Source organism: Priestia filamentosa, assembly GCF_900177535.1.
In the GTDB taxonomy this organism is placed as follows: domain Bacteria; phylum Bacillota; class Bacilli; order Bacillales; family Bacillaceae_H; genus Bacillus_I; species Bacillus_I filamentosa.
This window is the reverse complement of the sequence record NZ_FXAJ01000005.1, coordinates 243,256-259,679: the sequence shown is the minus strand read 5'-3', so window position 1 is coordinate 259,679 and position 16,424 is coordinate 243,256. Positions and strand designations below refer to the sequence as shown.

Below are 16,424 nucleotides of genomic sequence, written 5' to 3'. Positions count from 1 at the left end.
TATCATGAATTTGTATTTTTCGATATAATATCAGTTAGGTTTAAATTTCAAAGCAAGTCATGTAAAGGAGACCTTTTGAAATGTCAAAGAAGTTATGCGTAGTCGGCCTTGGATACATTGGATTGCCAACGGCTGTTATGTTTGCAAACCATGGACTAAAAGTGCATGGAGTAGATATTAATGAGAAAGCAGTACAATTAATTAATAATAAGCAACTTCATATAGAAGAAAACGGCTTACAAGATCGTCTTGTATCAGCGATTGAAAGCGGCCATTTTACCGCTTCAACAGAACCTGTAGAAGCAGACGTATTTATTATTGCTGTTCCTTCTCCAATTAAAGCTGATAAGACAGCAAATCTAGATTATGTACGTGAAGCAACAGAATCAATTGTCCCATTTTTAAAAGAAGGTAACTTGGTGATCCTTGAATCAACAGTGCCTCCTCGTACTGTTGAAGATGTGATGATGCCAGTACTTAAAACATCTCCATTAGAAATTGGTACACAGCTGTTCGTTTCTCATTCACCAGAGCGAGTAATTCCTGGTCGAGTTTTTGAAGAGCTTGTTGAAAATGATCGTATTGTTGGTGGAATTAATGAGAAATCAAGCCAGCTTACTGTTGATCTTTATAAAACATTTGTTAAAGGAAACATTCACGTAACAGATGCTACAACAGCAGAAATGGTAAAAGTAATTGAAAACACCTACCGTGACGTAAATATCGCTTTTGCAAATGAATTAGCTAAGGTTAGTGAGAAAATTGGTGTGAATGCATGGGAAGCGATTAAGTTGGCTAACTACCATCCTCGTGTAAATATCCATTTACCGGGACCTGGTGTTGGTGGACATTGTATCGCTGTTGATCCGTGGTTCCTTGTTGAACTTCAACCAGAACTAGCCAAAATCATTTCTCTTTCTCGTCAAACAAATGATTCTATGCCAGAATATACGGCATTAAAAGCAAAACAGATCATGGAAGAAAAGGGAATTAACAACGGACGTGTTGCAGTGCTTGGTCTAGCATTTAAAGGTAATATTGATGATATGAGAGAAAGTCCATCTGTTGAAGTTGTTGAACACTTAGAAAAACTAGGTGTAGACTACACAGCATATGACCCTCATATTAAACAAAATAACTTATCAAAACAAACACAGAGTTTAGAAGAAGCAGTTAATCATGCAGACTTAATTGTCATTTTAACCGATCATAATGAGTTTAAAACCCTTGATCCAACAGTAGTAGAGGGTAGTATGCGTACGAAGATGATCTTTGATACTAAGAACTGTATTGATCGTACGCTTTGGGAAGATAATCAGTTTGATGTTTTCTTACTAGGTGATTCTAAACATTCAGAAGTATGATGAACAATTAAAAGCGGCGCTTATTAAGAGTGCCGCTTGAAACATTATGTTTACGAAACTATTACTATTTTCTAAATTAGGTGATTAGATGAAGGAAAACATCTTAGGAGTAGATGTTTGCGACCAAACGTATGATCAGCTTGCGTCCCATTTATTAAGTGATATTGAGAACAAGCGTAAGTCGTTTATCGTAGCCATTAATCCAGAAAAGATTATGAAGGCACAGGAAGATGAATCTCTTAGGAACCTGTTAAATGCTGCTACATACCAAATTCCAGACGGCGTTGGTGTACTTATTGCTTCAAAGTTAAAAAAAGGAAATATCAAAGAACGAGTAACAGGAATTGATATGATGATGAAACTTTGTGAACAAGCTCATCTTCATGAGAAAAAAGTCTTCCTCTACGGAGCAAAACCTGGAATTGCAGATGAAGCTAAAGCAAAGCTTGAAGAAATGTATCCAGGAATTCACATCGTCGGTACATTGAATGGCTACGAAAAAGATGAGAAAGTCATTGAAGAAACTATCAATGGATCTGGTGCAGAAATCATCTTTGTAGCACTAGGTAGTCCAACTCAAGAAAATTGGATTATTAATCATAAGGAGAAATTAGCTCCATATGTTTATCAAGGAGTCGGTGGCTCATTTGATGTAATCTCTGGGCGATTAAATCGTGCCCCAGCTTTCTTCCAACGTCTTGGACTTGAATGGTTTTACCGCCTTATCAAAGAACCTTGGCGCTTTAAAAGACAGTTAATCTTACCAAAATTTTTGATCAAAGTACTCAAAGGATAGACGTGGTATAATGTCAAAACTTAAATTTGTTACACTGCTATTTTTCGTATCAACGTTTGTATTAAAGTTCTCTAGTATGCTTAGGGATGTAGCCATTACAAACTATTTTGGAAGTACTAGAATCACAGATGCATACACAGTTTCAATGGTCATTCCAAATGCTATTGTTTTATTTATGCTAACGGGAATGAAAGAAGCCTTTTTACCGAGTTATTATAAATATGATGCAAAAGGAAAAGGATTTTCTCACTTAACAAACGTTGTGAAGGGGACAACTGTTATTGCGACATTGATTGCTTTAATCGGAATGATGTTGTCACCTTTTATAGTGCCCCTCATTTATAATGATTTTCAAGGCGAAGCAAAAGATGTAGCAATTTGGACATCTGTCATTTATTTTGCTTCCATTCTTCTTGTTGGAGTCAACGCTGTTTTTGAAGGCTATTTTGACGCTCAAAGAAAATTTTCCTTCTCTGTATTTTCCCAAACTATTGTTGTTTTTTGTACAATTGGAGGAGCAGTTTTCTTCCATGCACAGCTTGGTATTTATTCAGTACCGCTTGGCTATTTAGTTGGGACGCTAATTTCATTTCTAATCAAACTCGTGTATCTTAAGCCAACCAATTTTATTGATTGGAAGCAAAAGTCGGATTGGAGCGAAATCAAAGCCTTCTACTATATTTTTGTTCCTGTAGGTTTAACAATTGCAGTTGGACAAGTTAACTTGCTTGTAAACTCTATTTTCTCAGCTCAGCTTGGGGACGGAGCGGCAACAAATTTAAATCTTGCCTTCAGGCTTATCAATATTCCGCAGGCTGTGTTTGGTGTAACGATTGCAACAATTATTTTTCCTATGCTTGCCCGTGCAAAATCACAAGATGATAAGGCGCTCTTTAAAAGAGGGATTGAAAAGGGGCTTTCGCTCATGTTTTTATTCCTAGCACCAACTCTTGCAGGGATGCTTATTCTTATGCCTGAGGTTGTAAAAGTAGTCTATGAACGTGGAAAATTTACGGCTGAAGCAACTGCTGCCACGAGCCATTATGCAATATTCTACGTTGGCTCAGCACTTTTCTACAGTATTCAAGCTGTTATTGCAAAAGGGTTTTATACGTTAGAAAAAGGACATTATATGTTACGGGTAGGAATTGTCTCTATCATATGTAACGTTATTCTAAATGCTATTCTTGTTAATACTCTAGGTGCATCAGGACTTGCTCTTTCATTTTCACTTGTTGCCTTAATATATTCTGCTATTACATTTACAACTTTGTATAAATTGATAAATGGTTTCTCTCTATCTTATGTTGGAATGGAATATGGAAAAGTACTTATCGCTACATGTGCAATGTTTGGATTGCTGATGTTGATGAAGGGGACTATAGAAACATACAGCCCGAATGAATATGTATATTTAATGGTTATGATTATTATAGGAGCTATTTCGTACTTTATTGTCCTGTTCCTAACAAGATCACGTTCAATGAAAGAACTTATGAACATTAAACAACTAAAACGAGAAGCATCTGAGGGGAGGTAAACGTTACTATATTTGTAGTAACAACCTTATTTATGTTTAAAAATAATCGACTTATTCAATTTATTAATAAAGGTGACGTTTTTTCACCTTATATCTTCTTTCCAGCGATCTTTGCTATTTACTTTTTTATGAGTTTGTTTGATTTTGGTCGCATTCAGTACTTTAAGGCCTATAACAATATTTTCCTACCGGTCATTGTTGGTCTTATTGCTTATTATATAGCGGTATTTTTAATCCAAAAACTTGGTTGGAAATTCCCGAAATTTGGACTTTCCTTCTTGAAGGGAAAAACAATTTATTTTGTTTATCTCCTAACTCTTGTAGGATTAGTGAGCTACTTAGCTATGCTTTTTACAGGTCAAATCGGAATTACGGATGAATCTGTACGTCGTAATCTAGATCCAAAACTTAATTTCCTAAGTTCCCTATTATGGTTTGGCGGTCTTCTTATTGTCTTCTACGGTGTAGTAGGAAGCGGTGGCCGTTTATCGAAGAAACAGAAGATCTCTTACGGTGTTATTATTGCCTTAATCCTTGTTGCGTTTATCCTTATGGGATATCGTACACCAATTGCTATTATGTTTTTTACATCACTCATTGCTTTCCACTACTTAGTAAAGAGAGTAAAAACATCGTGGATTATCTTAATGGTAGCGGTTATTGGTATTTCATTTTCTCTCTTTGGACTCTTCCGTGTATTAACAGAGGATACATCGAAAGAATTTAATACACGTCAAGGACCCCAAGTTGAAGAGGAACATCAGCAGGAAGAAGCAATCACAGAAAAGCAAGAAGCTATTCGTAAGGTAAATGAAACTCCAAAATGGGTTCGAGCTTTAACTGAAACAATGGTAACAGGACGTATTGTTATCAGTAAAATTGAAGATTATACAGAAGATCATGGTTACCTGAACGGAGAACTTCATAAAAGTATTCTTGGTACAGTGCTTCCAGGTGAGCAAAAATCACCACGTATGATTGTAACAGAAGCAGCTAACGATTATGCAGTAAAACAGGTTGGGGAGTATGTTACAAGACCTGGAAGAACAACAACGCCAACTGTTATTGGTCAGTTGTATATGGACGGAGGATACGTTGGAATCGTTATTGGAATGGGTATCTTCGGTATTATTCTATCTCTTCTTTACAACAGAATGAGACAAACAACAACAAAGTCATATCAAACAATTGCGTATGGTTTTGTTACAACGATTTTTATGATTTCCATTCATACAGGATTGCTTGATCTGATTTTCCTACTTATGATTGGTTTTGCCATTATTGCAACATCTATTGAGCAAGATAAACGCAGAGATGGTCAGTTTAATCGACTATCATAAATTGCCTAAAAACCTTCATAAAAGTAGAGAAAACAAATTGTCGATTTGTTGTATAGATGATAAAATAGAGGAATAGATAAATATTTCCTTCTTTTGAAATAATAACCTCGGTTGGTAGCCCAGTAAGAAAAGGCGCTGTATATATAGCGTCTTTTCTTATGCATAAAAACAAGTATGGCCTAGGCTAAAAGTTACATGTAATACCAAAAAAGCCTACTTCAGATGAAGTAGGCTTTTTTGGTATTACGAATTTGCTTGTTCATTAATCTTTTCAATTACTCTATAAATTATCATGATTCCTTGTGCACGTGTTGCATACTTTGTGGGACCAAATTCTATTTCAGAGAAACCATTAATAACGCCAGCTGCAGAAGATTTAGAAATAGCTTCATAAAACTCTGAAGAAGTGTTCACATCTTTAAATGCTTTTTCTTGTCCACTATATTGGTTATAGTCTAAAAGTTGCTCTGTTGCTCGGTAGACCATAGCTGCAATATGTTCACGTTTAATTTTTTCATAAGGCATGAATTTCCCATTGCTTCCTTTTACAATCCCTAAACTTGCGGCTGTCTCAAGATATATATAATCTTTATCATGAGGATTTACATCCGTAAATGCTGGAGCATCTCCGTCTTTCTTAAGGCCAAGAGCTTGAACAAGAATCTTTACAAATTGATATCTCGTGATATTATCATAAGGTTTTACGTAAACTTTTCCATCAATATCGTAGCCATCAATAACGTCGTTCTTTAAGAAAAATTGTACAGCTTCATATGCTTCATTGTTTTTAGAAACGTCTGAAGGAAATGGATTTGGATCTTTACTTGGAAGAGTAATAGAACCTTCATTTTCAACTGGTGGCTTCATTTTAGAAGCAAAGTCCTGCATTTCTCTATAAATCGAAAGAATATCATCCCCGTAGTTTCCTCTTGGTTGCATTGCCCATCGACCTTGCAAATCTGGCCAAGTTGGAGCAATTCCTTTTGTTACGTATTTGTATCGTGGATCAACAAGTGGAGTATTTAGAGGTTCTTTAGAAGCATATGCTTTTAGATGTTGAATTTGTGCGTAAACACCAGTAGTTGGGGCATCAAAGTAATGTCCTTTTACACCACCGCCAGTTGTCCCAATTCCAGCGTAATTATTTTGTTCTGGAACAACGTCACCGCCATATTTAAAATATCCAGTTTCCTTTAGAGCTTGTACAAAAGCTACATCTCCTCGTACTCCCTCATGTTTTCCAGCGATAAGAAAGAGTTGAGCAAGTTCCTCTACCGTAATGCCATAAAGGCGAATATTGCTTGGGTTTTTACTATGTACAAATGCTGCCATTTGTGAAGCTGTTAACACTGAATCGCCCATAATATTTTTGTTTACATTGCTACTAGCTTCTGCACGTTGTATAGAGAAGGGAGAAGCTAGCATAAAAACAGCAAATGAAATCGTCAAACACAAAGATAAACGTTTCAAACCAAAAGCTCCTTTCTGTACGATTATTAGATTGAGTTTGTTATAAATTAAAAGATATTAAGACCTATAAGGATATTAACTATAATAGTTCTAAAGTTTCATAACAAGTTAGATATTACCACATATAGATTATATTGTCCTATTATAATGGTATTTGTAACAAAAATGAAAAGTTTTTTACGAGAAATGCAGAAAGAAAAAACGATCAAAAGAACTAGCGTTTATGCTAGACTTTTGACCGTCTTTATCTTATTTATTGTTGATTTGGATATGCTCTCCATCGACTGAAATCAGCATTTTCTTTTTGAATTAAGCTTGCTGGATAAATAAATGTCCATGGTTTTGTTGTGTATGCCTTAATTAGTAGATCTTTTGTTTGGAAGACACCTTCTGCTACTTGATCTCCCATAGCATCTTCTACAATAAGAGGAATCTGTTCAAATGTTACGTCTTGATCTGTTCCATTTCTTAATAGTAGGGAAATATGCAGATTTCCACTCTTGGATTGATCTGCTTGTAGACTTTGAAAATTTACTTCTCCATCTTTAGGGGGAGTCATTTCTTTTTCAACAAGATTTTTTAGGCTCTCTTTTTCATTTTCTGATAAATTGTTTTCCCAAGTCTCATCTAAGTCTAATTTATGAGGAGGGGCTATTTGAAAAGCTAATGTCCAATTTTCCTTTGGAAGATCTTTTGTTTTTAAGCTTTCTTTTTCAAAAGTAAACTGCCAAGGTCTGCTTGAAGTAGGAGGAATCACGCCAAGCTCTTTAAAATGAAAAGATTTTTTAGCAATGATATTTTTCTCACTATCCATTAACACAAGTTTCATAACATCTAGCGTTAATGGGGTTGATAAGCTTGTGCGAACAAGAGCTGTTACAACAGCATTTCCATTTTCATCTTTTGTGAGATTTGCACCTGATAAAGAAACTTGATTAGGCTTCAGTGGGGTACAGCTATTATTCAAAAACTGATAAACATAGCGATCCTCTTCTGTTGTTTCCCAATCAGGGTGTAAGGAAAGTTTAGGGGAGATGCTAGCCTCTTGATTTTCCGTTGTTACTCTTTCTCCAGGTTCAATTGTACTATCAAGACCTTGTTTCTTAATATTCTGTTCTCCACGTTTAAAAAAGCGAAACAAATTTCTCATCCTTTCAATATAAAAGGGTGTCACTCAAAAATGAATGGAGCACCCTTATTTGTAGATTATTTTTCTGCTCTTAATGCTGCTGTTGCCTGACAAAGTGCTTCTGCCATATAGTATTCAATCTCTTGATATGAAGTTGAGAAAAGCTCAAGACCTTCACGTTGGTATTGACGCATAGGGTCTTCTTGGCTATAGCTTCGCATACCAATTCCTTCTTTTAAACGCTCCATATTTTCAATATGTTTAATCCACTCTTTGTCAGCAATTTGCAGCACAGTAGTTCTTAGGAAACTATCTAATGGTTTTTCCTCTTCCATGACTTCTTTAATTAAGTTCAAATAGTTTTGGGTAGCTTCTTCTACTTGCTCTTGCACATTCTGAATTTCTGCAATTCCTTTCATATCTAGTGAAATACTTTCCCCAATTACCTTAGTTAAATCAGTTGCTAGAGCATTCAGATCCCAGTCTTCTGGAAGAATTTCAGGTGAGCAGTATCCTTTTACATAATAATGAACAGTTGAGGAAATCATAGGTGTTAAGAGGGTAAGAATGCTTTCATCGGTTAAAATTCGATTTCTTAATTCATAAATAACGCCGCGCTGCTCATTAATAACGTTATCAAGTTTTAAATTATACTCTCTAATTCCATAATTGCTTCCTTCACAAATACGCTGAACCTTATCTACAAAATCAGCAATTTTCTTTGATTGAATAAGACCTGTGCTATCTTTATGAAGATTTTTACGCAGTTTAGTTACTTCTTCATGGGCGAAGCGTACAAACATATCATCTTCAAGAGAAATAAAAAACTGTGATCTTCCTTTATCACCTTGACGTCCAGCTCGTCCTTTCAACTGGTTATCAATCCGTCTTGATTCATGTCGTTCTGTTCCAAGAACAAACAAGCCCCCAAGGTTCTCAACGCCATCTCCAAGCTTAATATCTGTGCCGCGCCCTGCCATATTTGTGGCAATCGTAATCTGACCTTTTGTGCCTGCTTTGGAGATAAGTTCAATTTCTTGTTCAACACTCTTAGCATTTAAAAGCTGAAAAGAGAGGCCTGCATCTTGTAGAGATTGAGCAATTGTTTCGGATTGACGAATAGAAGTTGTGCCAATTAGAATAGGCTGTCCTGTTTGATGCACACGGATAACTTCTTTTGTTACTGCTTTATATTTTTCATCCACTGTTTCATAAATTTGATCACTTTCATCAATTCTTAGGATTGGACGATTTGTTGGGATTTGAATTACGTTCATTGCATACACTTGTTGAAACTCTTTTTCTTCCGTTTTAGCTGTTCCTGTCATTCCGCTAAGTGTTGGATACAGACGGAAGTAATTTTGGATTGTAATAGAAGCTTGTGTTTTATTTTCTTCTGTAATTGGTACAGATTCCTTAGCTTCAAGAGCTTGATGAAGACCATTGCTTAATGTACGATCTTCCATTGTGCGTCCTGTAAATGCATCAACAAGAACAATTTCATCATCTTTTACAATATAATCTACGTCTTTCTGAAACATAACATGGGCTCTAAGGGCTTGAATCATATAGTGATATAGAGTTTGATGTTCTACATCATATAAATTATCGATTCCAAAGCCTTTTTCAATCTTCTCAATCCCTTGTTCTGTAAATCCTGTTGCTTTCGTTTCTTCATCAAAGTGATAATCCTCATCCTTCACAAAGCCTTTTACAATTTGAGCACAAAGCTGATGAAGATTATAACTTACACCGGATTTGCCAGCAATGATGAGAGGGGTTTTTGCTTCATCAATCAAAACACTATCAATTTCATCGATAATAGCAAAATGGTATGGTCGCTGAACACGCTGAGCTAGATCAATAACTGTATTATCACGAAGGTGATCAAAGCCAAATTCCGTCCCAACTCCGTATGTAATATCGGCGTTATAAGCTTTCTTCTTTTTTTCATAATCTATGCCAGCTATGTTAAGTCCAATTGTTAGACCAAGAAAAGTGTGAACTGGACCAACAAGTTCACAGTCACGTTTTGCGAGATAGTCGTTTACTGTAATAACATGGACACCTTTTCCTTCAAGAGCTCGTAAATAACTTGGAAGCGATGCAACAAGTGTCTTTCCTTCTCCTGTTGGCATCTCAGCAATATTTCCTTCTGTCAAAACAAGCCCGCCAATCATCTGGACGTCGTAATGACGCATACCAAGCACCCGTCTCGATGCTTCTCGAACGGTTGCAAATGCTTCTGCTTGGATATCAAATATCGTTTTCCCTTCGGCTAAGGCTTCTTTAAATTGAACTGTTTTATGTTTTAACTCTTGATCTGACAACTGTGTAAATTGCCCCTCAAGACTGTTAATTTCTTCTATAATTTTATAGTACTTTTTTAACCCTTTTTCTTGCTTATCGCCCATTGCTTTCTTGATGTACGATAACACCATGCGACAACTCTCCTAGCGTATTAGACTTTCTACAAAACTAGTATAGCACTCTTTATTTACTGTTTCACCGTTATATGGTAAAGATTATATATAATTTCCTACCTAGAAATTTATATGAAAAAGGTGAGGGAAATTCCTCACCTTTTTAATTCGAAGTTGCAAAAATATTTTTGAAGTCCTCCATATTCATATTTGGATAAACCCCTCTACGATCTAGAATTAATGGATTATCTCCTGGAAAGACTCTCCCTTCCTGTGTTGTGAAAGCTAATTTAAATCCAGCATCCCTTACAGCTCTTATACCCGTTTCATTTAGGTTTCCATAAGGATAGGCAAAGTAAGGGGAAGGAGTAGAAAGTTTATTTCTATTTAATTTTAAATCTGCCACAACTTCAGCATATGGAAGCTGTGTTAATAATCCACTTGTATGAGCATCCTTGCGATCATGGAGAGCATGAGTGTGGGCTCCAAAAGAAAAAACATCCTTCATCCTCTCCATATCCTGCATACTTAAAGCTTGTGTAGTGAGCTGATCAGGGTCAAAAGGTTGACTTTGATCAGGTGTACGAGATGTAATAATGAAATTTTCAGCTTTAAAACCATATTTCTTAAGGATGGGGTAAGCATATTGACGAGTCGAGACAAACCCATCATCAAATGTAATCACAAATGATTTACCCGGTAATGCCTTTTTCTTTTCAACATATTTTTGTAAATCTTCGAGGGAAATAGTGTGATAACCGTTATCATGAAGCCATTTCATCTGGCTTTCAAAAAACTCTGGGGTAATCGTCACAAATGTACCTTTAAATTTATGGTTTTCCTCTTCTCTAAAAAGATTATGATACATTAAGACCGGAATGCCGTTATCAATCTGTAAATCTCCTTTTTGAATGTACCCTACAAGTCCTCCTAGATTAACCTTTGACCAATTCTCATTTTGATTTATCACTTCTATTTGAATGTGTGCATCAAACTGGCCCATTTTTTTAGAGGTTGTAGAAGTAGAGTTATAAACAGGGGTTTTTGCTTCTGTTAAAATAGCATCTCCATGAAAAGTAGAAGAAACCTTTTTAGGATAAGGTGCCTCAGTTTCCTCTATTTTAGCCTCTTTTTTAGAAACGTATCCAAATGAATTGCCAACAGGAATTCTCCACCAATCTTTATTAAACGAAATATAATTGATATAAGCATTTCCTTTCATCAAGTAACCTTTAACTTTAGTGCCTTTGCTATGTGAGGCTCTTTCGTAAATGGCTATTGATTTCTCTTGGGCAACTAGTGCTTGAGAGGCGTCTGCTCTAGTCATAGTTTTTTGGTATGGGACATAAATCCCAAATGCAATAACAAGGATGGATAAAAATAATAATAAGTACAGTAATTTCCTTTTATTCATGCTAAAACTCCTAGTTTTGATTTCCATAACCAAGTATATTAGAAGATTCAGGTAATTACAATAGAAGTTAATAATGTATAAATGAAAATATAAACGTAAAAAGAGAAGGAACAATCCTTATAACATGGAAATAATAGAGGTTTTGGAGGTATAAAGTAACGTTTAAAAACCAGTAAATATAAATTTAGGAGGTTGAAAGAGAGATAAGGACAATTAGCCTATGAAAAAATGTTCGTTAATTAGAAAAATAAGTTAAAAAAGTGTTATACTCATCAATGTCTAATCTTTTGAAAGGAATGACATGATGTGAAGAAAAAGATAACAATAGTCGTAGCTTTAGTCGTGCTACTTGCTGCAGCAGTTTCGTCCTTATTTATTGTAAGTTTTACCAAAAAGGCAGATATGATTCCTGTTTTAACATATCACCGCTTATTGTTAGAAGATGAAAACAAATTCTATAAAAACCAACCGGATGTTCTGTCAGTGGAAGCATTTGAGAAACAGATGAAATGGCTTCATGACAACGGCTACCATACAATGACAATCGATGAGTTAGATCAATTTCTAAATGAAAAAAGAGAGTTTCCAGCTAAAACTGTAATGATTCAGTTTGATGATGGACGAAGGGATGTGAAGCGTTACGCATATTCTATTTTAAAGAAGTATGATTTACACGCTATTGAAAATATTATTACAAGCCGTACAAATCGAAACGATGGTCCGTGGAATCCAGACAAGCATCAGTTTATGAAAATGAATGAAATTAAAGATACTTTAGGTGTATTTGAGTTAGGAGCACATACAGATAATTTACATAACCTAGGTAAAGATGGAAAAGGGGATATGCTTAAGAAATCGGATGAAGAAATTCTAAAGGACTTAAAGTTAAACAGAAATCTTCTTAATCAAACAGAACTATTTGTTTACCCATTTGGTCATTATATCCCCCATACAGCTGATCTTGTGAAAGAAGCTGGTTTTAAGTATGCCTTTACAACAAAAACAGGATATGTCAGCCCAAGTGATGATTCATACCAATTGGCAAGACAGGGAATTGGCCCTAAAGTAACAATAAAGGATTTTGAAAATATTTCAGAAGTAAATTCTCTTAAAAACAAAGCAAAGCGTTTTGTAAAACATATAACAAATTGATAGATAAAAAGCAGATGAAAGATTTCGCATCTGCTTTTTTATTTTAATTCTATTAAAACAATAAAAATTAAGAAAATTCTATTATTTTTGTAACCTATTTGATTTTGAATCGTCTAACTATACTGATGAAAATTTTTCTTAATTTGAAAGGAGATTTTACATGAAGAAAGGGATTCGTACTCTAACTGCACTAGTATTAGGATTAACCCTGTTAGTACCCTCCTTTGCCTCAGCTGCAGTAGAGAGTAATGCATCACAGGTAAAAGAGAAGAAAAGCAAAGTAATGGAGAAGTTTAATTTGTCTCAAAGTGAAAAGAGCAAAAAACTTTATCAACAGAAAAAAGCAGAGAAGGAAAACCTAAGTAATAATACAATCATTATAAAGTACAGCAAAAAACTTTCTTCTTCAGTACATAAGAAGCTAGGTGGAAAGGTTATCCGTTCATACCCAGAATTTCAATATGAAGTTGTCAGAATAGGTAAGGGTCAAAAAATTGAGACAGCTATTTCAAAATATGAGAAGGAAGCTGGTGTTAAAAGTGCATCACCAAGTGTGAAACTTAAAACATTTGCAACAGAAAGTAATTCAAAAATAAGCGATCCAAAAGCAAGCAGCATGTATCATTTAAAAACATTAAAAGTCGATGAAACCCTGAAAAAAGCAGGAAAAAACGAAGTGAATGTGGCTGTTATTGATACAGGCATAGATACAAACCACGAGGAGCTAAAAGGAAATTTGCTTGCTCCTTATAGCGTAACAGATCCAGCAAACCCTGGATATGCGGGAGACCATGGGACACATGTTGCAGGTATTATTGCAGGTAAGCAAGGGAATGGAATTGGTGGATATGGTATTAATCCAAACGCCAATATTATGCCTGTAAATATCTTTGACCAAGATGGTAGCTTTGATTATGTGCTTGCTGATGGCATTATGCATGCGGTTGACAATGGAGCTGACGTTATTAACATGAGTCTTGGAGCACCATTTGAAATTCCACTTGTTGAAGAAGCTATTAAAAAAGCTGTAGATAAGGGTGTTGTTGTAGTAGCTGCAGCAGGAAATGATGGAGATATGGTCTATAACTATCCAGGTTCATATGATGGGGTAATTACAGTTGGGGCAACAAATGATCAAAATAAAAAAGCTTACTTTACAACATATGGTCCCAACATTGATGTTGTAGCACCAGGTGAGGATATTTATAGTACTGTTTATACACCCGAATCAGGATCCTCATTTGTCAAAATGAGTGGAACATCAATGGCTTCACCGGCAGTAGCGGGAGTAGCATCCCTTATTAAATCAAAATATCCTAACTTGAACTCTTATCAAGTAGAATATATTTTAGAACAAACAGCCCAGGATTTGGGGAATAAAGGATTTGATATGGATTATGGATATGGACTTGTTGATCCATCAAAGGCACTCGATTTTGATATAAATAAACTTCCTTCCTTTAAAAAGCTAACAATGGATGAAATTGTGAAAAAAGCAACTGCCGTTAAGGTTGGAAAAGGAACTGTTAAGAAGGCAGGCTCATTAATTAAACCGGCTCAGCAAGATTGGTATAAAGTAAATGTAGAAGAAGGTGAATTTCTCCAAACTGTTCTAGATGCTTCTAAAAACTATGACTATAAGTTAGAACTTAAATTTAGAGGTGAAGATGGAACAGAACAAGAGGTAAATGTAGATAGTGTTACTCAAGGAAAAACAGAAGGTTACCTCTATAAAGCAGAACAAAAGGGAGAACTGTTAATCGGTGTTAAAGACCGAAATGAAAATTACAGTGCATCAGGAGCTTCCATATATACACTTCAGTTAACTAAAGGAAAGAATATTAATGATAGTAAAGCATCAAAGGAGAAACCGGCTGAAATTAAAAGCTTTCCTTATAGCAGTAAAAAATCAGAAGGGGATTTAACTCTTATTAATAGTGAAGAAGGAGCAGATAGCGATTATTTTCATATGTCCTTTAAAGAAGGCAAAAAGGTAAACCTAAATCTTTCAGCACTTCCAGGAGTAGATACAGAAATAAAAGTATACGATGCAGCAGCTTTTAAAGAAGAGCCTCCAGCAGATCTTCCTGAAGGAGAAGAATGGCCAATTGCAGAATATGCGGCAAATAATAATGGAATGAGTGAAGGGGAAGGACTTGCTTTTGAAGCATTGCCAGATACCTCTTATATTGTAGAGGTTACATCAAGTCCTGTAAGTTCATCACAAATGTTAGATATGATGATGGCGCTAATGATGGGAGGATCCTCCGACGGAGAAATACAAGAAGTTCTTGGTTCTTTAATTCCTTATGACTTGAAAGCAAATATAAAAAATCTACCAGAAGATGAAGATAGTCTACCACTTGCTATTGCTACCCCTGTAGAAGAGCCTGAGGAGGAAGAGGGCTTACCAGAGCCAACAACATATAAAGAAAAATATGATGCTCTTACTGACTTACTAACAGGCGAGTATATGGAATTTGATGAAGAAACAACAGAAGCTATTCTCAAAAGTGCTAGAAGTTATGAAATAGGTTCTGTTGGGACAGGCTATTTCCAACAGCTAGAGGATGAAGATTGGTTTAAAGTAAAAGTAAAGGAAGATGGTTTCTATAAACTATCAACTAATGGAACACATACACTTAAACCTATGATTGGTTTATTTCAATATGATAAAGAATCAGGTATGCTAAACCAACTAAGTGGTTCAGGAGATCCTTTAATGGACTTGTTAACAGGGGGAAGTGAAGGAACCTCTAAAACAACAATCATGCTTCAAAAAGGTCAAGAGTACTACATTCATCTTCAAAATGGCACACCACTATCACTAGATAAATATGAATTAACATCAGTAAAAGTAAAGGATGCCCCAGTTGATCAAAATGAGGCAAACGATGAGCCAATTGAAGCAACTGTTTTAAAACCAGATCAGCCTGTAAAAGGAAACTTCGCTCCATCAGGGGACATTGATACATTCTATTACAAGCATCGCAAAGAGGATGGATTGTATGGATTCTATGCAAATCCGCTACCTGTTAGTGAAAATCAAAAGAAAGGCCTCCCGCTTGAAATGGGATTGCCACTTGATCTTATGATAACCATTGTAGAAGATACAAATGGAAACATGGAAATAGATAATAATGAAGCTTCTAAGGTTATCCTTTTTGATAAAACTGATGGAGAAATTGAATCAGGATCGTTTAAAGCAAAAAAAGGAACGGGATACTTCATCGTTGCCGAAAACTACGGTGGCTCAAACATTGGTGAGTACGAGATGTTGCTAAACACCTTAACAAAGAAAGATGAGGATGAGGGCTCAACTGTTAAAAATAATGTGCCTTCAAAACCAATTCCTCTTAAATCAAAAGGCAAGAATGCATGGGAAACAGCAGGATACTTAAACGCTGGAATTGGTTTTGGTGATCGAGATTTCTATGCTCTTAACATTTCGGAAAAGGGCACATACAAGCTAAATATGGATACTCCAAAAGAGATTGACGGTGTAATTAATGTTTACAATGAAAAAGGTACACTCGTAAAACAGTTAAATAATTATTATATTGGTGACAATGAAGTTGGATTTGCAGATCTTAGCAAAGGAAAATATTTTGTGGAAATTAAAGATAAGCAAATGCGTTCTAGTGCCAAGCCTTACAAATTAACAGTTGCAAAACAATAGATAAGAACGATATAAGCTAGCTTTCTAGTATATAAGAAGGCTAGCTTTTCATTTTTTCCTAGGCTAGAATAATAAGGTAATAAGAGAATATTACTTGGAAAAAGGATGAATATGTAA

At 35.5% G+C, this 16,424-nt stretch carries 10 protein-coding genes; 6 read left to right on the top strand and 4 right to left on the bottom strand.

Going from position 1 to position 16,424, the window contains the following annotated elements; translation table 11 throughout:
• Positions 1–80 precede the first annotated feature (80 nt).
• The 4 genes from B9N79_RS19005 (at position 81) to B9N79_RS18990 (ending at position 5,040) form a co-directional block, all read left to right on the top strand.
• Positions 81–1,364, top strand: a complete 1,284-nt coding sequence (locus B9N79_RS19005; RefSeq protein ID WP_019394829.1) for a nucleotide sugar dehydrogenase — start codon at positions 81–83, stop codon at positions 1,362–1,364.
• A gap of 88 nt (positions 1,365–1,452) precedes the next feature.
• Positions 1,453–2,160, top strand: a complete 708-nt coding sequence (locus tag B9N79_RS19000) for a WecB/TagA/CpsF family glycosyltransferase (RefSeq protein ID WP_040060305.1) — start codon at positions 1,453–1,455, stop codon at positions 2,158–2,160.
• Positions 2,161–2,170: 10 nt separating this feature from the next.
• Positions 2,171–3,700 (top strand): murein biosynthesis integral membrane protein MurJ, encoded by a 1,530-nt coding sequence (murJ, locus tag B9N79_RS18995; protein WP_046218035.1) that lies wholly within the window; start codon positions 2,171–2,173, stop codon positions 3,698–3,700.
• A 32-nt stretch (positions 3,701–3,732) separates the two neighbouring features.
• Positions 3,733–5,040, top strand: coding sequence for an oligosaccharide repeat unit polymerase (locus B9N79_RS18990; protein WP_046218034.1), 1,308 nt, complete (start codon positions 3,733–3,735; stop codon positions 5,038–5,040).
• A 243-nt stretch (positions 5,041–5,283) separates the two neighbouring features.
• Here the strand turns inward: B9N79_RS18990 and B9N79_RS18985 are convergent, their stop codons facing one another.
• The 4 genes from B9N79_RS18985 to B9N79_RS18970 all read right to left on the bottom strand — a co-directional run bounded on the left by B9N79_RS18985 (position 5,284) and on the right by B9N79_RS18970 (position 11,476).
• Complete coding sequence (locus tag B9N79_RS18985; RefSeq protein WP_052264470.1) at positions 5,284–6,510, bottom strand: S-layer homology domain-containing protein; 1,227 nt, start codon at positions 6,508–6,510, stop codon at positions 5,284–5,286.
• A gap of 253 nt (positions 6,511–6,763) precedes the next feature.
• The gene (locus B9N79_RS18980; RefSeq protein WP_046218033.1) at positions 6,764–7,651 is read right to left on the bottom strand and encodes an accessory Sec system S-layer assembly protein; all 888 of its coding nucleotides are present in this window, start codon (positions 7,649–7,651) and stop codon (positions 6,764–6,766) included.
• Positions 7,652–7,716: 65 nt separating this feature from the next.
• Entirely contained in the window at positions 7,717–10,077 is a 2,361-nt protein-coding gene (secA2, locus tag B9N79_RS18975) for an accessory Sec system translocase SecA2 (RefSeq protein ID WP_085118811.1), read from the bottom strand.
• Between the two features lie 148 nt (positions 10,078–10,225).
• Positions 10,226–11,476, bottom strand: a complete 1,251-nt coding sequence (locus B9N79_RS18970) for a polysaccharide deacetylase family protein (protein WP_048896891.1) — start codon at positions 11,474–11,476, stop codon at positions 10,226–10,228.
• Between the two features lie 306 nt (positions 11,477–11,782).
• On the opposite strand from B9N79_RS18970, the gene B9N79_RS18965 reads away from it, so the two are divergent.
• Together B9N79_RS18965 and B9N79_RS18960 are read left to right on the top strand one after the other, a co-directional pair.
• Positions 11,783–12,628, top strand: a complete 846-nt coding sequence (locus B9N79_RS18965; RefSeq protein ID WP_048896890.1) for a polysaccharide deacetylase family protein — start codon at positions 11,783–11,785, stop codon at positions 12,626–12,628.
• Positions 12,629–12,788: 160 nt separating this feature from the next.
• A complete protein-coding gene (locus tag B9N79_RS18960; RefSeq protein WP_085118803.1) occupies positions 12,789–16,307 on the top strand; it encodes a S8 family peptidase in 3,519 nt (1,172 codons plus the stop codon).
• The last annotated feature ends 117 nt before the right edge of the window (positions 16,308–16,424 follow it).

Coding starts and splice junctions, on each gene's coding strand:
- B9N79_RS19005 (WP_019394829.1), top strand. CDS start 81: ATGTCAAAGAAGTTATGCGTAGTCGGCCTTGGATACATTGGATTGCCA.
- B9N79_RS19000 (WP_040060305.1), top strand. CDS start 1,453: ATGAAGGAAAACATCTTAGGAGTAGATGTTTGCGACCAAACGTATGAT.
- murJ (WP_046218035.1), top strand. CDS start 2,171: ATGTCAAAACTTAAATTTGTTACACTGCTATTTTTCGTATCAACGTTT.
- B9N79_RS18990 (WP_046218034.1), top strand. CDS start 3,733: ATGTTTAAAAATAATCGACTTATTCAATTTATTAATAAAGGTGACGTT.
- B9N79_RS18970 (WP_048896891.1), bottom strand. CDS start 11,476: ATGAATAAAAGGAAATTACTGTACTTATTATTATTTTTATCCATCCTT.
- B9N79_RS18960 (WP_085118803.1), top strand. CDS start 12,789: ATGAAGAAAGGGATTCGTACTCTAACTGCACTAGTATTAGGATTAACC.